At 71.8% G+C, this 18,945-nt stretch carries 18 protein-coding genes and 1 tRNA gene; 10 read left to right on the top strand and 9 right to left on the bottom strand.

The window, feature by feature from the left end:
• Positions 1 to 34 precede the first annotated feature (34 nt).
• The gene (locus tag C7C45_RS12460) at positions 35 to 2,038 is read right to left on the bottom strand and encodes an NAD-binding protein (RefSeq protein ID WP_244200348.1); all 2,004 of its coding nucleotides are present in this window, start codon (positions 2,036 to 2,038) and stop codon (positions 35 to 37) included.
• A gap of 95 nt (positions 2,039 to 2,133) precedes the next feature.
• Between C7C45_RS12460 and C7C45_RS12455 the strand changes: the two genes are divergently transcribed.
• From C7C45_RS12455 to C7C45_RS12440, 4 genes are all read left to right on the top strand, one after another.
• Positions 2,134 to 2,622 carry an MSMEG_6728 family protein gene (locus C7C45_RS12455; protein ID WP_110563776.1) on the top strand — a complete coding sequence of 163 codons (489 nt, stop codon included), beginning with the start codon at positions 2,134 to 2,136 and terminating at the stop codon, positions 2,620 to 2,622.
• A gap of 26 nt (positions 2,623 to 2,648) precedes the next feature.
• Positions 2,649 to 4,202, top strand: a complete 1,554-nt coding sequence (locus tag C7C45_RS12450; protein ID WP_110563775.1) for an FAD-dependent oxidoreductase — start codon at positions 2,649 to 2,651, stop codon at positions 4,200 to 4,202.
• Positions 4,203 to 4,269: 67 nt separating this feature from the next.
• Entirely contained in the window at positions 4,270 to 5,481 is a 1,212-nt protein-coding gene (locus C7C45_RS12445; protein WP_110563774.1) for a hypothetical protein, read from the top strand.
• Positions 5,482 to 5,693: 212 nt separating this feature from the next.
• The gene (locus C7C45_RS12440; protein ID WP_110563773.1) at positions 5,694 to 6,137 is read left to right on the top strand and encodes an HNH endonuclease; all 444 of its coding nucleotides are present in this window, start codon (positions 5,694 to 5,696) and stop codon (positions 6,135 to 6,137) included.
• Positions 6,138 to 6,206: 69 nt separating this feature from the next.
• Here the strand turns inward: C7C45_RS12440 and C7C45_RS34030 are convergent, their stop codons facing one another.
• Positions 6,207 to 7,751: a serine/threonine-protein kinase gene (locus C7C45_RS34030; protein WP_244200347.1), complete on the bottom strand. Its 1,545-nt coding sequence runs from the start codon at positions 7,749 to 7,751 to the stop codon at positions 6,207 to 6,209.
• A gap of 100 nt (positions 7,752 to 7,851) precedes the next feature.
• Positions 7,852 to 8,619 (bottom strand): enoyl-CoA hydratase/isomerase family protein, encoded by a 768-nt coding sequence (locus tag C7C45_RS12430; protein WP_244200346.1) that lies wholly within the window; start codon positions 8,617 to 8,619, stop codon positions 7,852 to 7,854.
• Between the two features lie 149 nt (positions 8,620 to 8,768).
• Between C7C45_RS12430 and C7C45_RS34025 the strand changes: the two genes are divergently transcribed.
• Positions 8,769 to 8,927, top strand: a complete 159-nt coding sequence (locus C7C45_RS34025) for a hypothetical protein (RefSeq protein ID WP_167454704.1) — start codon at positions 8,769 to 8,771, stop codon at positions 8,925 to 8,927.
• Between the two features lie 25 nt (positions 8,928 to 8,952).
• On the opposite strand, the gene C7C45_RS12425 is transcribed toward C7C45_RS34025, so the two are convergent.
• Genes C7C45_RS12425 through C7C45_RS12415 form a run of 3 tightly spaced genes read right to left on the bottom strand, consistent with a single transcriptional unit; the run spans position 8,953 to position 11,032 of the window.
• Positions 8,953 to 9,375, bottom strand: coding sequence for a VOC family protein (locus tag C7C45_RS12425; RefSeq protein ID WP_110563850.1), 423 nt, complete (start codon positions 9,373 to 9,375; stop codon positions 8,953 to 8,955).
• 35 nt (positions 9,376 to 9,410) lie between these two features.
• Positions 9,411 to 9,812 carry a helix-turn-helix domain-containing protein gene (locus C7C45_RS12420; RefSeq protein ID WP_110563771.1) on the bottom strand — a complete coding sequence of 134 codons (402 nt, stop codon included), beginning with the start codon at positions 9,810 to 9,812 and terminating at the stop codon, positions 9,411 to 9,413.
• 38 nt (positions 9,813 to 9,850) lie between these two features.
• Positions 9,851 to 11,032, bottom strand: a complete 1,182-nt coding sequence (locus tag C7C45_RS12415) for an MFS transporter (RefSeq protein ID WP_167454703.1) — start codon at positions 11,030 to 11,032, stop codon at positions 9,851 to 9,853.
• A 126-nt stretch (positions 11,033 to 11,158) separates the two neighbouring features.
• Here C7C45_RS12415 and C7C45_RS12410 point away from each other — a divergent pair, with 126 nt between their 5' ends.
• Positions 11,159 to 11,779 (top strand): CGNR zinc finger domain-containing protein, encoded by a 621-nt coding sequence (locus C7C45_RS12410; protein ID WP_110563769.1) that lies wholly within the window; start codon positions 11,159 to 11,161, stop codon positions 11,777 to 11,779.
• Positions 11,780 to 11,904: 125 nt separating this feature from the next.
• Here the strand turns inward: C7C45_RS12410 and C7C45_RS12405 are convergent.
• Positions 11,905 to 11,981 (bottom strand) — tRNA-Thr (locus C7C45_RS12405).
• A gap of 330 nt (positions 11,982 to 12,311) precedes the next feature.
• Here C7C45_RS12405 and C7C45_RS12400 point away from each other — a divergent pair.
• Both C7C45_RS12400 and C7C45_RS12395 read left to right on the top strand, forming a co-directional pair.
• Positions 12,312 to 13,403 (top strand): ABC transporter ATP-binding protein, encoded by a 1,092-nt coding sequence (locus C7C45_RS12400; RefSeq protein ID WP_110563768.1) that lies wholly within the window; start codon positions 12,312 to 12,314, stop codon positions 13,401 to 13,403.
• Positions 13,404 to 13,570: 167 nt separating this feature from the next.
• On the top strand, positions 13,571 to 14,176 hold the full coding sequence (locus tag C7C45_RS12395; RefSeq protein WP_146247312.1) for a hypothetical protein: 606 nt from the start codon (positions 13,571 to 13,573) through the stop codon (positions 14,174 to 14,176).
• A 51-nt stretch (positions 14,177 to 14,227) separates the two neighbouring features.
• On the opposite strand, the gene rlmB is transcribed toward C7C45_RS12395, so the two are convergent.
• A complete protein-coding gene (gene rlmB, locus C7C45_RS12390) occupies positions 14,228 to 15,376 on the bottom strand; it encodes a 23S rRNA (guanosine(2251)-2'-O)-methyltransferase RlmB (protein ID WP_110563766.1) in 1,149 nt (382 codons plus the stop codon).
• On the bottom strand, positions 15,376 to 16,791 hold the full coding sequence (gene cysS, locus C7C45_RS12385; RefSeq protein ID WP_110563765.1) for a cysteine--tRNA ligase: 1,416 nt from the start codon (positions 16,789 to 16,791) through the stop codon (positions 15,376 to 15,378). Before cysS ends, rlmB begins: the two co-directional genes overlap by 1 nt.
• A 294-nt stretch (positions 16,792 to 17,085) precedes the next feature.
• Here cysS and C7C45_RS12380 point away from each other — a divergent pair, with 294 nt between their 5' ends.
• Both C7C45_RS12380 and C7C45_RS12375 read left to right on the top strand, forming a co-directional pair.
• A complete protein-coding gene (locus C7C45_RS12380) occupies positions 17,086 to 17,682 on the top strand; it encodes an IclR family transcriptional regulator (RefSeq protein ID WP_110563849.1) in 597 nt (198 codons plus the stop codon).
• A gap of 274 nt (positions 17,683 to 17,956) precedes the next feature.
• Positions 17,957 to 18,859: a DUF559 domain-containing protein gene (locus C7C45_RS12375; RefSeq protein ID WP_244200345.1), complete on the top strand. Its 903-nt coding sequence runs from the start codon at positions 17,957 to 17,959 to the stop codon at positions 18,857 to 18,859.
• Positions 18,860 to 18,945 lie beyond the last annotated feature (86 nt).

The raw sequence follows: 18,945 nt of genomic DNA, 5'->3' as shown, positions 1-18,945 counted from the left end.
CGCTGGGACCGCGCCATCGGCGATATGGAGTGGATCAGCCCTCGGCCCGTGGCGGCGGGGCCGGCACCGGGTGGATCGCGTGGGGATCGGGGGCAGCGACCTCCTGATCGGTCGACGCCGGCATCGACCCGGGGAACGCTGCCGGCGCGGACGGTGCCCTGCCAGCGACGGCCCCGGACGGAACAGGACCGGCGACGGCCCCGGACGGAACAGCCCCGGACGGGGTCGGTAGGGGCCGGGGTGTCGAGCCGGCGGGACCGTGCGGCAGGGTCACGTTCCCCTGGGCGGGCGGGGCGCACTGCCTGGTCAGCCAGTCCAATCCGCGTCGGCGGGCGACCACGGTCAGTCGGTCGCCGGCGAAGATCACCTGTCGAGGGTCGAGATCCTTCCACCAGATCGTCTTGGCGCCGCCTGCCGGGGTCCGGGCGATCAGCCGGACCTGCCCGTCCCGGTTGACCACGTCCAGCGGTCGGCCGTCCAACTCGGAGCCGGCGGCCACCGGCACCTCGGCGACCGGCAACGCGTGCCGGTCGACCGGAATGGTGGTGATCACCGCGCGTTCGGTGAGCGCCCCGATGAAGGCCGGTGCAGCCAGATAGGAGACCGAACGGGACACCCCGAGGGCGAAGGTCTCCTCCACCCGCTCGGCGAAGTCACCGTCGAAGAGCCGCAGCACCACGCGCAGGTCGGCGCGGAGATCACGGGCAGCGAGCGCCGCCTCCAGGTTGGCCACGTCGTCGGTGGACGCCACCACCAGCGCCTGGCAGTCGGCCACCGACGCGGCGGCCAGGGTTTCCGGGAGCGCGGCGTCGCCGAGGATCAGCGGCACCTCCAGCTGACGGGCCAACGCGGCACCGCGCGGCTCGGGATCCTTGTCGATCGCCACCACCTCGACGTCGTACTCGCGCAGCTGCGCCATCACCCGGGTGCCGACGTTGCCCAGGCCGACGACCACGACGTGCCCGACCCGCGCGGGTTGCAACCGGCCGGTGTGCAGGGCCAGCCGGGCGTTGACGATGCCGTCCACCACGGCCGCCGTGATCAGCGGGATCAGCGCCAACCCGGCCAGGTTGAGCACCACCTGCATGATCTGCGCGTCGGCTGGCTTGGTGGTGTCCGGATCGGCGCCGCTGAGCGTGGTGACCAGAGTCAGGTACAGGGCTTCCAGTGGGGAAGCTTCCTCGGCGCGGGAGATCAGCGCCCCCAGCACCGCGATCACCGCGAGCACCAACATCACCGCGACGCCGATCTTGCGGGTGGCGAAGCCGCGTACCGCTCCCATCAGTACGGCGACCGGGCGGCGTCGCCGACGGGCCCGGACCAGCCGGCGGGCAGCCACCTGGGTGCCCGCCGGCTGCCCGGTCGCCTCGGCGAGCACCAGGTCGGCGCCGGCCTGGTCGGCCGGCAGCAGCTCCACCCCCTGCGCCTCGGTGAGGTGGGCCAGGGCGCAGACCACGTCCTGCGGTCGGACGTCGGCCCGCCGCGCCACCCGGAGCGTCTTGTCCCGATGTTGGAAGGAGCTCGGGTCGACCTCACCGAGCGCGGCGGCCACGAAGGCCGGCGCGGCCATCTCGGCGTCGGAGAGCACCTCGACCGGCGCCTTGATCAGCTTGCGCACGCCGTCGGCCAGGGTGCCGTTGAACATCCGCAGGACCTGGCGGACCCGCTGATCGACGGCCTGCGCGCAGAGCGCGGCGTGCAGGTTGCCCACGTCGTCCTGGTGCAGCAGGGCCAGCCCGGTCGCCCCGGCCAGGCCGGCCGCCTCGAAGGTGGCCACGTCCAGCCGATCCGAACGGACCACCCGGAGCCCCCGCAACCCCGCCACATCCGGGCCATTGCTGCGGTAGCGCTCCGGCACCACGACGGTCACCCGCGCCTCGCCCAACGGCAGGTCGGATTCGAGCAGCGCGCGGGCCACGTAGTAGGCGAGCGCGTCCTTCCCGCAGATCACGTAGTGCGGGCGCGGATCACTAGCGGAGCGCAGCCGCCAGTTCCACTCGACCGCCCGTCGCGCCCGGTCCCGCCACGGCTCCGCCATGCCCGGATCGTAGTAAGCACGGCCGCAATGGGCGACCCCGTCCGGATCATCCCCGCCCCAGGCATGCCCGCCCCGGCGACGGGTAGAGCAGCGGCATGCAGACGTTCCTCCCGTACCCGGACTTCCTGGCCAGCGCCCGCACGCTGGACCAGAAGCGGCTGGGCAAGCAACGGGTGGAGGCCATCCAGGTGCTGCGCGGGCTCACCCGACCCGGGTACGGCTGGCGCAATCACCCGGCCGTGAAGATGTGGGCCGGGTACGAGGAGGCGCTCACCCGCTACGGGCTGGACATGTGCGCGGTGTGGACCGAGCCGGGGCGGGCGGACACCTGCGCCACCACGATGACCGTCGACCTCGCCGCCGCCTGCGGGGCGGGCGTCGTACGGACCCAGGACGAGTTGGCCCGAGCCGGTGAGCTGCCACCGTGGTTGGGTCGCGACGACCTGCACCTGAGCCACCGCTCGTCGCTGCTGCGCAAGGACCCCACGCACTACCGCCCCATCTTCGGCGACGACGTGCCGGGGGACCTGGAGTACGTCTGGCCCGCCTCGGACCGCCCCCGCCGCTGCTTACCGCCCACCTGAGCAGCAGGTACGGCAGACTGGTGCCCATGGCGTTGTCCCAAGTGGTGGGTCGTCTCATCGGCGTACGCCAACATGAGGTGGATCCGGGCGGCGGTGGCGCCGACCGCGTGCCGCGACCGACGGCGGCGGTGGTGGTGGGTGGCGGCATCGCCGGCATGTCGGCGGCGGTGGTGCTGGCCGAGCGGGGTGTGACGGTCACGGTGCTGGAGGCGGCGCCGACGCTCGGCGGTCGGCTGGGGGCCTGGCCGGAGGCGCTCGCCGACGGCCACCAGCAGAACGAGCACGGCTTCCACGCGTTCTTCCGGCAGTACTACAACTGGCGGTCGATCCTCCGCCGGATCGATCCTGACCTGGGCTTCCTCAAGCCCATCGCGGGTTACCCGATCCTCAGTGCGCAGTGGCCGACGGAGGAGTTCGGCAAACTGCCGCCCGCTCCACCGGCGAACCTGCTCGCGTTGCTGTTGCGCAGCCCCAGCCTGCGCCTGGCGGACCTGCGCCTGATGGACCGGGACGCGGCGTTGCCGTTGCTCAGCTACGACCCGGTTCGCACCTACGCCGAGCTGGACGACACCACGGCCGACGAGTTGCTGGCGTCGCTGCGGCTGCCGGACCGGGCCCGGGCGATGCTGTTCGAGGTCTTCTCGCACTCGTTCTTCAACCACGAGGCGGAGATGTCCGCCGCGGAGATGGTCGCCCAGTTCCATTTCTATCTGCTCGGCAACCCGGAGGGGTTGGCGTTCGACTGCCCGGACGAGGACTACGCCACGGCGATCTGGGAGCCGTTGACCCGGCACGTGGAGAAGCACGGCGGCCGGGTGCGTACCGGTTCCGCCGCGACCCGCGTGCACCGCGACGCCGGCGGCTGGCGGGTGACGACCGCCGACGGCGGCAGCCACCCGGCGGGCCACGTCGTGCTTGCCGTGGACCCGCCGGCGCTCGCCGCGCTTGTCGCGGCCTCCCCCGACCTGGTCGAGCAGGCACCGGAGCTGGCGGCGCGGATGCCGGCCTTCGGCGTCCCCGGCCCGCCGTACGCGGTGGCCCGGTATTGGTGTGCCGGGGACGTGGCCGCCGAGCGGGCGGTGTTCAACGGTGTGTCCCGGCAGCCCACTTTGGACTCGGTGACGCTCTACCACCGGTTGGAGAACGAGCCGCGACGCTGGGCTCGGCAGACCGGCGGGTCGGTCCTCGAACTGCACGCGTACGCCTGCGATCCCGGCGTGCCGGCCGAGGACCTGGCCGAGCGGATGCGCCGCGAGCTGGTCGCGCTCTGGCCGGAGGCGGGCGACCTGCGGGTCCGCGAGCTGCGGGCCCGGGTCCAGGCGCAGGCGCCGGCGTTCACGCCCGGCAGCCACGCCTGGCGACCGGGGGTACGCACCGACGCGACCGGCCTGTACCTCGCCGGCGACGGCATCACCACGGACTTCCCGAGCGCGTTGATGGAACGCTCCGCGGCGACGGGGATCATCGCCGCGAACCACATCCTGCGCGCCGAGGGTGGCGCGGCGGAGCCGGTGCGTTCGATCCGGCCGCGTGGGCTGCTCGCCGGTCGCGGCAGCCCAAACCGACAAAACACAACATAAGCAACGGTACGCTGCCGTACGCTTGGTTGATCAACCGTCGATCGACCGGGCGGGAGGGCAGCGGGGAATGTCACCACTGCACCGCGCCGGCGCGGACAACGGTCCACCAATCGGCGAGATCGGCCGCGACGACGCGTACCCACTGATCCGCGACGAACGCGCCTGCATCGTCACCGCGCTGCGGCTCGGCTGGTGGATGGCGGACGCGTACCACCACGGGCAGCACGCGGAGCTTGGCGTTCCCGCCGGGCCCCGACCAGCCGTACCGCCGGCCAAGCTCTCCAACCTCACCGAGATGTCCGCCCACCGGCGGATGCGGATGTACCTCGACGGCGTGGACGTCGCCCTGGCCCAGATCGCCGAACTCACCCGGCACACCGGGTCGGTGCCCGACACGTCCGCCGCCCGGGCGCTGCTCCCCGACCTGGCCCGGCCCGACCCCGCCGACCCGGTGCCGCTGCTGCTCGCCCTCGACGACCTCAACGTGGAGGTGCTGCGCTGGGCGATGGCCACCAACCACCGGGTCGGACTGGCCTACCGGCTGGGCCGATCAGTGGCCGACACCGTCCGAGCCGGCGACTCCGCCCAGTTGCTGCGACAGTTCGGTGGCCGGCAGATCCAGATCAGCCGGTGGCTGGACGAGCTGGCCAGCGTGCTGCCGCCGTACTCGGCAGCGGTGGTGCGCCGGTCGTTGGCCACCTGGGCGACCGCCGTCGACCGGGCCGGCCACGGTGACCCGGCCGAGCCGGCGCCCGCCGAGCTGAGCCGGGCGCTACGTGGCCAGGGTGACCTCTGGCGGGACGTGCTCACCGGCGGCCTGCACCCGCGTGACCTGCTCGACGAGGAGGACTACGCGGTGATCGCTCGAAATCTGATCATTCGGGACCGGCGGCTGGTGGCGCAGGCGGCACGGGGGATCTTCTGGCCGGTGCTCGTACCCCTGCTGTTGGTGCTCTTCGCGGTGGTCGGGGTGAGCGCCGCCGCGGCAGCCGGCTCACCGACCACCCGGGCCACCGTCGCCCTGGTGGGCCTCGGTGCCGGGCTGGCCGCGATCTGGCGGTCGGTCTCCGGGCCGGCACTGGCGGTCGCCGGCGAGGTCAACCGCCCCCTGCTGGACAGCGAACTCACCGCGCGGATGGCGCTGCGGCTGAACCGGCCGCTGACCACCGCCCGGCGCTCGACGGCCGTTGCTCCCCGGACCCGCCGTCAGCGCCGTCCGGAGCAGCCGGGCGGTCGATCGAAATACGTTGCCCCCCTGTCCCGCCCCGACCTACCGTGATCGCGCAAGGTCAACCACCGCCGCGGGAGCAGCTCATGACGATGTCGCACGTCTCCACCGTGCCGTCGACGCTGCCCGGCGACGGTTGCCGAGCGGAAGGTCCCTGGGCGGGCCGGCCCGACTGACGCGTACCCGTACGCGCTGAGCCGCCCCGTCCAACAGCCGGACCGGGCGGCTCATTGCCGTCCGGCGCCAATCGGAAAGGAGTCCCGGTGGACGCCGTCCTCGTCATCAACGCCGACCTCGGCCCGCTGCACCGGGTCACCGTTCAACATGCCGTCCGGATGCTGTGCCGCCGGGTGGCCGAGATCCACGAGGCCGAGCCGGACCAGGTGATCGGGGTCTTTCCGATGCCCCGGGTGGTGCGACTGGTCCGCTACGTGGTCACCCGGTGGAGGTTCAACTCCGGGCCGGCCTGGTCCCGCGCCGGGGTGCTGCGCCGCGACGACCGGTGCTGCGCGTACTGCGGTGGCCCGGCCTCCACCATCGACCACATCCTGCCCCGCTCGCGCGGCGGCCGGAACACCTGGCGGAACACCACCGCGGCCTGCTACGCCTGCAACCAGCGCAAGGGCGACCGGACGCCGGAGGAGGCGGGCATGCCGCTGCGCCGGGAACCGGTGCACCCCGGCTGGGGGGCGTTGGCCGGGCGGTGACCGACCGGCCGGCGGGAACGGGGGGCCGCGCCCGGGTACGTCCCCGGCGCGGCACCCGCCGGCCCCCGGTCAGCCGACGCGTTCCTTGACCTGCGGTTTCGGACTCCCATTGGGGCAGTGCACCCGGATCTCACTGCGGTGCTCGGCCGAGGCCAACTCGACCTGGACCTGCTTCGCGGGGCCGGGGTCGTACGCCTCCGCCCGAAAGCCGGACGCGAGCGTCACCGCGAGCACCTCGGCCGACTTTCCGACGCAGCGAACGGTGATCGTCCCGCCACGCGCGTCGACCCGTACGCCCGACGGAGGGGTGGACGTCGGTGCGGCCCCGGTCGGGGCCGGTCCCGGGGTGTTGGCGGTTGGGCTCGCGGCAGCCGGCTCGCTCGGATCGGTCTGCGGGCCGGTCTGCGGGTTGGGTGCGGTGCTCCTGGCCGACGGGACGGCGGACGATGCGGAGTCGACAGCAGTGAGTGGCTCGGCCGTGCTCGGCAGCCCCACCGTGGTGGTGCCACCCGGCCCGATGCGGGGCGACGGTGCCCCCTGCCCGGGGCGGCGGTTGGCTGAGTCGCCGAGCGACCCGGCCAGCGCCACGACGGCGAGCATCGCGCCGCCGACCGCCAGCACGGCCCGCCGCCGACACCCCTGCCCTCGCCGCGAGGTCGCCTCGGTCGCCCCCGCCTCCGTACCGCGCATCGGCCCGACCGCCGCCGCCTCGGTCTGGTCCGCGACGACCTGGCCTGACGGGGCTGCCGCCGGTTCGGGAGCCTGGACAGCCGACCCGGCCGTGGCACCGGTGACGGCAGCCGCCGCGCTGGAGGCGGCGAGCAGGATGCGGGCCGCCTCGGCGGCCGGCGGCCGGTCGGCGGGGTCGTGGGACAGGCACCAGCGGTAGAGCCGGTTGATCTCGGGAGGCACACCGTCGATCTGGGGCAGCGGGTCCGGCGCGACATGCGCGTGCGCGTGGAACATGTCGGTCTGCGCCTCGGCATGCCACGGCAGCCGGCCGGTGAGCACCCGGTGCAGGAGCAGACCGAGGGCGTACACGTCGCAGGCCGGCAACACCTCGCCGGCCTGCAGTCGTTCCGGGGCGAGATAGGCCGGAGTGCCCAGCAGCCGTCCCTCGAAATCGAGCTCCGACTCACCGGCGACGGCCGCGATGCCGAAGTCGAGCACCTTGGCGCCGGTAGGGGCGAGCATCACGTTCCCCGGCTTGATGTCGCGGTGCACCAGGCCTTCGGCGTGCGCGGCCGCGAGGGCAGCGGCCACCTCGGCGCAGACCCGCAAACCCGCGCGGGGCGGCAACGGCCCGGCCGCCAGCCGTTGTTCGAGGGTGTGCCCTCCAAGCAACTCCATCACCACGAACGGGACCGGGGAACCGTTCAGGGACGACTCGCCGTAGTCGTACACGCTTGTGACATGCGGGTGCGACAGCCGGGCAGCCGCCTTGGCCTCGGCCCGGATCCGCTGCCGAGCGTTGGCGTCCGAGGCGACCAGCACCTTGACCGCGACATCCCGTTCGAGCACTTCGTCGTACGCCCGGTGCACCGCCGACATGCCGCCACTGCCGAGACGCTCCAGGAGCCGGTAGCGGCCCGCAAGCAACTGATCACGCTGCACGACTGACAGCCTGCCGTACCGACCCGGCAGCGGACCACCCGGGATCGAGGTATTGCAATGGTTGTTACGCCGCTGCCGAGCCGAGGTCAGGGCGACCGCGTCAGTCGCCGGCTGACGGCTGCCAGGCGAAGTGGGGCGTCCGGCGTTCGGCGTACGCCGCGACCCCTTCCCGGGCCTCGCCGGTGGCCGACACCCTTCGGTGCCACCAGGCGATCCGGGCAGGCCCAGCCCGGTCGTCGACGATTTCCTTGGCGGCGGCGATGGTCAGCGGCGACCGCTGGGCAATCGTCGCCGTCAGCTCGTCCACCCGCGCGGCGAGCCGGTCGGACGGCAGCACCTCGTCGACCAGGCCGATCCGCAAAGCGCGTTCGACATCGATCAGCTCCGCGGTGAACAGCAGATGCTTGGCGGCGGACGGGCCGACCAGCTGGGCCAGCCGGCGGGTCGTCGGCGCCGGGTAGACCAGCCCGAGCCGGGCCGGAGGTACGCCGAAACGAGCGCCGTCCGCGGCGATCCGCAGGTCGCAGGCCACGGCGAGTTGGGTTCCACCACCGACGCAGGCACCCCGGATAGCCGCGACGGTCGGCTTGGCGAAGCGGGCCAACCGTTCCTCGGCGGCCACCGCGATGCTGGTGTCACCGGCGTCCAACAGCTCCGCCAGATCACCGAGGTCCGCACCCGCGCAGAAGGCGTCACCCGCGCCGGTGAGCACCAACGCCCGTACGTCGGGGTCGGGTTCCAGCCGATCGAGCAGCTCGGGGAGCTGACGCCACATGGCGACGGTCATCGCATTGCGCCGAGCCGGGTTGTGGATCACCACGGTCGCGACCGGTCCCGTCACCTCGACGGTCAACTTCGCGTCCGACACGTCCGTCCCCTCCCCGTCCCCGGTGCGACGTCGCCAATCCGGCCCATCGGCGTCGGCCGCCGCTGCGGCGCCCATTGTTACCGGCGCATCCGCGCGGCGTCGGCAATCTTGGACAGATTCCGTTCGCGGCTGACGGAAACTGTCCAAGATTGCCAGAAAACTCGACCGCGGACGCGTTCCACTACCGGCTCACCGTGGGCTGCATCGCAACCGGGTACGTCGACTGCCCGGCCGCCGGACCACCGCCGCCGACCACGCAAGCGCTGGTCAAGCTGCTGCTGCGGGTCACCGCCACGCACACCAGGTAGTCCGGGCCTGGCTTCGTCGGCTCCCCTACGCCGTCCGCGGGAACATCTGGCCGATACGGATCCGGTTGCCGAACGGGTCCCGAATGCCGAAGTCGATCCCGTACGGGCGCTCGGTCGGCTCATCGGTGATCTCGACGCCCTTGGCCACGAGATCCTCGTGCGTCTTGCGGGCGTCGTCGGTGGTGATGAAGAGGTACCCACCGAGGGCGCCCTTGGTGAGCAGCTCCCGGACCTGCTCGGCGGTGGCCGGGTCCAGCGCCGGCGGGCCCGGCTTCTCCAACAGGATCTCCCGCTCCGGGTCACCGGGCAGGTTGACCGTCAGCCACCGCATGAAGCCGAGGTCCTGGTCGGTGTTGACCTCCATGCCGAGCTTGTTGACGTAGAAGTCAAGCGCGGCGTCCTGGTCGAGGACGTAGATCTGGGAGCGGCTGATCGCGTTCATCGTCATGCCCATGACATTAGAGGCCGGCCGTGACCTGCTGCTTATCCAAAACTGCTGGGTCGCGTCCAGGCTTTGGTGAAGCACGACGGCACGTTTGCCGGCGCGACGCGGTGACGGCGGAAATCCGAGGGCGACTCCCCGACGATCTGCCGGAACGTCCGGCTGAACGTACCCAGACTGCCGAAGCCGACGGCGTAGCAGATGTCGGTCACGTCCCGGGCGGTCTCCACCAGCAACGCCATCGCCCGCTCCACCCGGCGGCGTTGCAGGTAGCGGTGCGGGGTCTCGCCGAACGTGGCTCGGAAGGTACGGATGAAGTGCGCCTCGGAGACGTGCGCGATCCGGGCCAGCGCGGCAATGTCCAGAGGCTCGGCGTACGCCCGGTCCATGGCGTCCCGGGCACGCAGCATCGCCCGGTTCGACTCCTCCACCGCGCGACTCATCTGCCCCCGTCCCGCTCCGCCCACTACCAGGCCCCAGGCTACCGCCGGGCACCCCGTCGTCCGGTCGTCTGGTGCGCCTCCTGGACCTCCGTCAGCCGTTGGCCGTGCCTCGCCGGCCGGAGGTTGAAGCCACCGGCGACGATCAGCAGAGCGACGACGCCGAGCAGGGCGCCGAGCAGCACCGTGCTGTGCACGCCGTGGCCCGGTAGCGCGAGGCCAGCGACCAGGGCACCGCCGGTGATGCCGACGTTGACAGCGGCAGAGACGGTGGCGGCGGCAAGGTCGGAGCGCCCGGGCGCCACCTGCAACACGACACCACCGAGCACCGCGGTGAACGCCGCGAACGCCAGTCCGGCCAGCGCGAGGAGACCCACGGCAGCCGTCGGCCGGTGGCCAGTCGTGTACAGCCCGAGCAGCGCCACCGTCTGCAGCGCGACGGTCGCGACCAGGGTGAGCCACGGGCTGCGGTCCACCACCGCTCCGACAGCGAGGATCCCGAGCACGCTGGCAACGCCGCGCGCCAACAGGATGGCCCCGACCGACGAGTCGGGGAACCCGCTGACCTCGGTGACGAAGAGTGCAACATAGGTGTACGCGGCGATGGCACCGGCGGTCGTCAGGATGGCCACCGCGACCAGCAGCCAGAAGCGGTATACGTCGGGTGTCGCGCCGCGGGCGGCGTGGCCCTGATTGGGCGGCGTCGACGGCAGGAGCGAAGCCACCGCGACGAGCACGATCGCGCCGAGGCCGGCCACCGCCAGGAACGCCACCCGCCAGCCGGCTCGTTCGCCCAACCAGGTGCCCGCCGGCACCCCCAGAACCAGAGCGACGCTGCCGCCGGCGAACACGATCGCGACCACCCGCCCGCGTAGCCCGGGTCGGAACAGCTCGGCCGCGGCCGGCACCACTGTCGCCCAGAACAACGCGTGGGTCGCCGCGGTTGCCATCCTGGCCGCCAGCAGCAGTTCGAACGTGCTCGCGAACACCGTGGTCGCGGTGCTGACGACGAAGCCTGCCAGGAGCGCTGACAGTAGTCGCCGACGAGGGATCCTCCTGGCCAGCGCCGTCAACGGGATCGAGGCGACGACGACCACCGCGCCGTACGCGGTGACGAGCGTGCCCACTTGCGACGGTGAGACGGCGAGATCCGCGGCCATCGGGAGCAGCAGGCCGATCGGCAGCGCCTCGGCGGTGGTGTAGAGGAAGGTCCCGCCGGACAAGCCGATCAATGCTCCCACTGCTCGCCCGCGGTTCATCCGACCTCCAGCCGTTACCAGCTAAATCAGGTATGCCAGAAACAAGCTAGTGACGCGGCAGGAAGGGGTCAACTGGTAAAGTGCGTTTTGATGGAAACAGTCGAGGACGTCACGCGGATGCACCTGGTGGGCGGCAACCTCGCCCTGGACTTCATCAACACCCGCACCGGTCCACCCAGCGGGCCCTCGGACGACGACGTGCTCACGGGCTATCCGGAGCTGGTCGCCTGGGGCACGTACGCGGGCGCCCTCACCGAAACAGAGGCGACAGCGTTACGGCGGCTGTCTCGCAACGATCCAGACGGCGCTCGCGCTGCCTTCTCGCGAGCGCTGGGCACCCGCGACTACCTCGACGAGGTGTTCCGGCCAATCGCCGCTGGAGGAGCCCCGAGCACGCCCGCACTGGCCCGGCTGCGGGACGACGAAGCGGACGCGCTCGGCCACGCACAGCTTGCGGGCGGGAGCACGTTCGCGTGGGTCTGGCGAGATGACCACACGCTTGCCCGACCCCTACGGCCGGTGGTGCACGCGGCGGTCCAACTGCTCACCACGGGAGCGCTGGACCGAATCAAGGGCTGCGGAGGCTGTCGCTTCATCTTCAGCGATGAGAGCAAGAACCGCAGTCGCCGCTGGTGCAGCATGGACGACTGCGGAACCACCGAGAAGATGCGCCGCTACGTCGCCGCGCGGCGCACCCGCGCGACGCGGTGAGCGCGCTCTGCGGAGCCGCCGGCAACGCCATCCGCCGCCCTTCGCAATCCGAACGGCGAAGCGTCAGCGTTGCTGTCAACCAGGTCGACTCAGGGCAGAGCCGGTCGGGAAAAGCCTTGTGGATATGGAGCCCCCGGCCGGGATCGAACCGGCGACATCTCGCTTACAAGGCGAGTGCTCTGGCCAGCTGAGCTACAGGGGCGCGTGCGTCGACGTCAGCATAGCGACTGACGTCCGGATATCCCGCTCGCGAGGCCTCCCCAGCATGGGAAACGTCATCAACCCGACGCGCGGGACGCCGATTGATGTCTGAGCGTGCCCGAGTGACCGGAATGAGTAGACCGTGGGCCACGTTGAGAGGTCTCACGCCTTGGCAGCGCGGGGAAACCCGTTTACGGTTCAGTCACACGGACGACCAACTCGGCGCCCCCGCGACCGAGTCGCCGTCCGCTGACCGGCACGGACACGTGCCGGTCGCTCCTTCACTCGGATCGTCCGGCACGTTCCTGCCGGTGAAAGGAAGCGCTTCACCATGGCTACCGTCACTTATTCCAAGGCGTCCCGGGTCTACCCGGGCCAAGAGCGTCCCGCCGTCAACGAGCTGGACCTCGAGATCGGCGACGGCGAGTTCCTCGTCCTGGTCGGCCCCTCCGGTTGCGGCAAGTCCACCAGCCTGCGGATGCTCGCCGGCCTGGAGGATGTCGACGCCGGCTCGATCTACATCGACCAGCGTGACGTCACCCACCTGCCTCCGAAGGCCCGCGACATCGCGATGGTCTTCCAGAACTACGCGCTCTACCCGCACATGACGGTGTACGAGAACATGGCGTTCGCCCTCAAGCTGCGTAAGACCTCCAAGTCGGAGATCGACCGGCGGGTCAAGGAGGCGGCCGGGCTGCTCCAGTTGGAGGAGTACCTCAGCCGCAAGCCGAAGGCGCTCTCCGGTGGTCAGCGTCAGCGTGTCGCGATGGGCCGGGCGATCGTCCGCGAGCCGCAGGTCTTCCTCATGGACGAGCCGCTGTCGAACCTCGACGCCAAGCTGCGTGTGCAGACCCGTACCCAGATCGCATCCCTGCAGGCCAAGCTGGGCGTCACCACGGTCTACGTCACCCACGACCAGGTCGAGGCCATGACCATGGGTCACCGGGTCGCGGTGCTGCTCGACGGTGTCCTGCAGCAGGTGGACACCCCGCGGGCGCTCTACGACACCCCGGCCAACGTGTTCGTCGCCGGCTTCATGGGCTCCCCCGCCATGAACATCAAGACCGTTCCGCTGAACGAGCAGGGTGCCGAGTTCGCCGAGCTGCAGATCCCGCTGACCCGGGAGCAGGTCGCGGCGGCCCGCGCCGAGGGTGGCGACGGCAAGGTGACCGTCGGCTTCCGCCCGGAGGACTGCGACCTGGTCAGCCCGACCGAGGGCGGCATGCCGGTCGTGGTCGAGCTGGTCGAGGACCTCGGCTCGGACGCCAACGTCTACGGCCACGCCGCGCTGGGTGGCAACTCGGAGCGCTTCGTCGTCCGCACCGATCGGCGCAACATGCCGAACATGGGTGACACCGTGTTCGTCAAGCCGCGTACCGGCCGCAGCCACGTCTTCCACGCCAGCACCGGTGGCCGGATCTGACGTAACGCCTGGTTGACAGGGGCGGTCCGCTTCGGCGGGCCGCCCCTGTCGTCGTACCCCGGCGGGTGTTTCACCCCGTGGAGCCAGCGCGAAGGTGGCTCTCCGGGGTGACTCGGCACGGCAGGCCGCGCTCGTACGGTCACGGTGACCCGAACCGAGGAGACGCCGTGCCAGCCGTTACCGCCAACCCCGCCAACTCCGCCGCCCGGTCGACCGGGCGTTCACTGCCGTACCGGATGGGTCGCCTGGCCGGCCGTAGCCTCGTCTACTGCGCGACGCTGATCCCGGTCGCCCTGCTCGCACTGGTGACGGCCCCGGTGGGCGGGGCCGGCGCGGCCGCCGCCCGTTGGCGGTCCCTGCGCACCGGTCTGCTCGGGATGCCACCGACAAGCGTGCCGGCTCGCCGGCCCGGCATCTTCGCGGTGCTCGGCCACGCGCTGCTCAGCCTGCTCCTCGGTGCCGTGGCCCTGCTGCCACTCGGCGTCGAACTGCTGATGGTGCTGCGCGGCGTGCTGTACGGCGTCGTGGACTCCGGACCGTACGACCATTCCTGGGGTGGTCCGACCCGGGCCGGCGCGTGGCTGGCGCACTTCCTCGTCGGCCTGCCGCTGTCCGCCGCCGGGCTGGCCGCCCTGATCGGCATCGCGGCCGTGCACCAGCGGCTGACCCGACGTCTCGACGGGGAGCGGGGGCCGCTCTGGCTGATCCCGACCGCCCTGCTGATGGCGCTGGCCGGTGCGCTGCTCTTCGTCGCCTGGACCCACCAGATCTAGACAAACGACGAGGCCCCCTCCCGGAGCCGGGAAGGAGCCTCGTCGACGTGTTTACAGCTCGACGGAGCGCCGGCGGGCGACCTCGGCCAGGGTGACCGCAGCGGCCACGCTGGCGTTGAGCGACTCCACCTCGGAGATCATCGGAATGCTGACGGTCAGGTCGCAGGTCTCCCCGACCAGGCGGGACAGCCCGCGACCCTCGGAACCGACCACCACCACCAGCGGACCGACCGCGGCCTCCAGGTCGTACAGGTCGGTGTCGCCGTCGGCGTCCAGGCCGACCACCATGAAGCCGGCGTCCCGGCACGCCTTCAGCGACCGGGTCAGGTTGGTCACCTGCGCCACCGGCACCCGCGCGGCCGCGCCGGCACTGGTCCGCCAGGCGGTCGCGGTGATCCCGGCGGCCCTCCGCTCCGGTACGAAGACACCCTGCGCGCCGAACGCGGCGGCCGACCGGATCACGGCACCCAGGTTGCGCGGGTCGGTGACACCGTCCAGCGCGACCAGCAGCGGGGCCTGCTGCTCCAGGGCAGCGGCGACCAGGTCCTCGAACGGCTGGTACGCGAATGGCGGCACCTGCAGCCCGACACCCTGGTGCAGCACCCCGCCGGTCATCCGGTCCAGCTCGGCCCGGCTGATCTCCAGGTTGGCGATGCCCCGGTCGGCGGCGGTCCGGATGATCTCGTTGATCCGGTCGTCCATGTCGATGCCCTGGGCGACGTAGAGCGCCGTCGCCGGCACCTGGGCACGCAGCGCCTCCAGCACCGGGTTGCGCCCGACCAGCAGCTCCGGGGTGTCCTTGCTCGGGTTGGACTTACGCCCCGGCGAGACCCGAGGGCCGGACCGGGCGGTGGGCTTGCCGCCCCGGCCGCCGGCGGCACCCCTACCGGCGGCGGCACCCCGGCTGACCGGTACGCCTCGACCGCCGCCCCGACCCCAGGTGGTGTCCTTGCTGCCGGGCTGACCGATCTTGGGGGCACGCCCCTCCTCGGCCGCCGCGCGGCGCTCCTTGTCCTGCTTCCAGGCGGTGCGCTGGGGCAGCTTCTCGGTGCCCGAGTAGCCCTTGTGCCACGGCCGCTCGTCCGCGGGCAGGGTGCGACCCCGCCCGGCCAACGAGTCCTTGTTCTTGCCGCCGGTGCCCTTGGGGGCGCCTGCCTTCGACGTCAGTCGCCGGCCACGGCGCTGCGAGTTGCCGGCCATCAGTCCTGCTCTCCAATAGTCCAACGGGGGCCCTGGGGGGTGTCCTCGACCACCACACCGGCCAGCTTGAGCTGGTCACGTACCGCGTCGGCGGCAGCCCAGTCCTTGCGGCCCCGGGCCTGCGCGCGCTGCTCCAGGGCCAGCGCGATCAGGGAGTCCACCACGGCACGCAGGTCATCCGAGCGGCCGCCACCGGTCCAGGCCGGGCTGAGGGGGTCGATCCCGAGGATATCCAGCATCGCCCGCACCACGGCCAGAGTGGTGCGGACGGTCACATCATCGCCAGCGGTCAGCGCGGTGTTGCCGTCCCGGATGTGCTGTTGCAGCACAGCCAGCGCGGCCGACGTGTTGAGGTCGTCGTTCATCGCCGCGACGAAGCCTTCGGGCAGCTCACCGAGCTGCCCGGCACCGACCCGCTCGGCCGCCCGCTGCACGAAACCCTCGATCCGGCGGTACGCGGTCGCCGATTCGCGCAGCGATTCCTCCGAGTAGTCGATCACCGAGCGGTAGTGCGCGGCGGCGTAGTAGTAACGCAGCTCGACTGGCCGCACACCGAGCGAGTCCACGTATGCCAGGTCGAGCGCGTTGCCGGCGGACTTGCCCATCTTGGCCCCACCGATGCTGAGCAGCCCGTGGTGCACCCAGAAACGGGCGAACGGCAACCCGGCCGCCTGGGACTGGGCGATCTCGTTCTCGTGGTGCGGGAACGTCAGGTCCAGCCCTCCGCCGTGGATGTCGAACTCCGGGCCGAGATACCGCCAGCACATCGCCGAGCACTCGATGTGCCAACCCGGGCGGCCCAGCCCCCACGGCGACGGCCAGTAGGCGTCCGCAGGCTCGTCCGATTTGGCACCCTTCCAGAGGGCGAAGTCGCGCGGGTCCCGCTTGCCCCGGTCGGGCGCGTCCCCGGCGGACTGCATCGCGTCCGGGGACTGACCCGACAGCGACCCGTACGCCGGCCAGGACGCCACGTCGAAGTAGACGTCGCCGGAACCGTCGGTGGCCGGGTACGCGTGCCCGTCGGCGATCAACTTCGTGATCAGCTCGTGCATCTCCGGGATGTGCCCGGTGGCGCGCGGCTCATAGGTGGGCGGCAGCACGTTCAGTGCCCGGTAGGACTCGGCGAGGAGCAACTCGTTGGCGTACGCGATCGACCAGAACGGTCGACCCTGCTCGCCTGCCTTGACCAGAACCTTGTCGTCGATGTCGGTCACGTTGCGAATGAAGGTGACCTCGTAGCCTGCGGCCAGCAGCCAGCGACGCAGGACGTCATAGTTGACGCCGGAGCGAAGGTGACCGATGTGCGGCGGCGACTGGAGGGTGAGACCACACAGGTAGACCCCCACCTTGCCGGCTTCCCGCGGGACGAAGTCCCGCACCGATCGGGTGGCAGTGTCATACAGGCGAAGCGTCACCGTACAAGGGTAGCTGTCCGTGCCTGTCCGAGTCGGCCGGTGCCGGGTCGTACGCTGCCAGGCGTGGATGCGACCGCACGCACCGGTGAACCGCCGGCCAGCCCCAGCACCCCCGCGAAAGGGGTCGCCGGGCAGGCCGACGCCGTCGCCGGGCGGGCCGACGCGGTCGCTGGGCAGGCCGACGCGGTCGCTGGGCAGGCCGACGCGGTCGCTGGGCAGGCCGACGCGGTCGCGGGGCAGGCCGACGCGGTCGCCGGGCGAGGCGCGGAGACCTCGCAGACCCTCGACCGGGGGTTGCGGCTGCTACACCTGGTTGCCGACGCCCCGGCCGGTCTGACCGTCACCGAGGCGGCGAACCGACTCGGCATCGGCCGGGCCGCCGTCTACCGGCTGATCGGCCCGCTGACCGGGCACGGCATGCTGCGCCGCGACGGCGACGGCCGGCTGCGCCTCGGTGCCGGGCTGCTGCACCTGGCCCGACGCGCCCAGCCGCTGCTCGCCGAGGGTGCGCTGCCCGCGCTACGCCGCCTCGCCGAGCAGGCCGGCGCGACCGCGCATCTGACCGTCGTCGAGGGTGGCGAGGGCGTCGCCCTGGCCGTGGTCGAGCCGAGCTGGACGTCGTTCCACGTCGCGTACCGGGCCGGGGCACGACACCCGCTGGACCGGGGAGCCGCGGGCCGAGCCATCCTGGCTGGTCGAGCCGGGGTGGCGGAGCCGATAAGCAGCAGCGGAGAGTTGCAGGCCGGGGCGTACGGGGTGGCTGCACCGGTGCTCGGCGTACCCGGCCTGGAGGCCAGCGTCGGCGTGGTCGCGCTCGCCCCGCTGGACGTCGACACGATCGGCCCCCAGGTCCTCGCCGCCGCCACAGCCATCACCACCGCGCTCAGCTGACCCCAGTCCACCAACCAGGCTTGATCAAAACCAGATCGCCGAGGTTGCGGCATCCTCGCTGATCGATAGCGCCACAACGCCGACCTGGTGATGATCTCGCTTTATAGCACTCTGATCCGGCGGCTGGCGGTCATCCACAGGCGCCCGCCGAGCGCTCTCCCGGCGTTGTCCACAGGGGTATCGGTCGCCACGCCGGCAGTCCGAGTCTGGTCGCATGCCTCCTCACCCACACCGACCTCCTGCCCTGGCCTGGCAGGTCTTCCGCGGTTCCGACGTGATCCGACGAGGCCTGGTCACCAGACATCAGCTACGCGGATCGTCCTGGGTCCGCCTCCGGCACGACGTGTACGCCGACGCCCGCCTCGATCGTGACCACGAGCTGGCCTGCCGTGCCGCGATGTTGCGGCTGCCGCCCGGGTCGATGATCGCTGGTCCCTCGTCGGCCTACCTGCACGGCATCGAACATGCCGCAGGCTTCGACGATGACGTGCACGTCCTGGTGCCGAGGGTCGGCCGCGTCGACTCGCAGCGCGGCCTACGCGTACACCTGGCAGGAGCCGACACCCCTGCCACCCCGACCTCTGGTGTGGTTGCCGACGCGCGGCCATCCGCCTTGGTCGCTGCCCAGCCGGGCACGCGGTGCATCCCCCCGCTCGGCCGAACGGATCCGGCCTCGGCGGCGTGGGAGGCAGCAGCCTGGTTGGACCCGCTACGCGCCGTCGCTATCGTCGACTCGCTGCTCGCGAGCGGTTTGACCACCCGGGCGGCGCTGACCACCGTCCGCACCACCAACGCGGACCGGCCGGGTGGCCGGCGGGCGTGCTGGATCTTCGACCTGGCCGATCCGGGCGCGCAATCGCCGCCCGAGTCGCACCTACGCGTACGTCTGGTGCTGGGCGGGCTACCCCGGCCGGTTGCCCAACACCCGATCCAGTTGGCCGATGGGCTCGTGCTCCACCCCGATCTGGCCTGGCCCGAGTTTCGGGTGGCCGTGGAGTACGACGGCCGCTGGCACTCTGACCCCGAGCAACTGCACCGGGACCGTCGACGGCTCAACCTCCTCGTCGGTGCGGGCTGGCTGGTGTTGCACGTGACCAGCCGACGACTACAGAACGACTTTCCGGCCGTGCTGAGCGAGGTCCGGTCGGCCCTGATCTCTCGCGGCTGGCGCCGTTGATCACCGCTAGCCTTGATCGACTCCATCTCGCCGACCTGGGGCCATCCGCCGACCCGGAAACCGCCACATCGGCGACCTGGAGTCGA

Origin of the sequence: Micromonospora arborensis (assembly GCF_003205615.1) — a bacterium.
Classification (GTDB): domain Bacteria; phylum Actinomycetota; class Actinomycetes; order Mycobacteriales; family Micromonosporaceae; genus Micromonospora; species Micromonospora arborensis.
The sequence above is the reverse complement of the archived record's forward strand: the minus strand, read 5'-3'. Positions and strand labels throughout refer to the sequence as shown.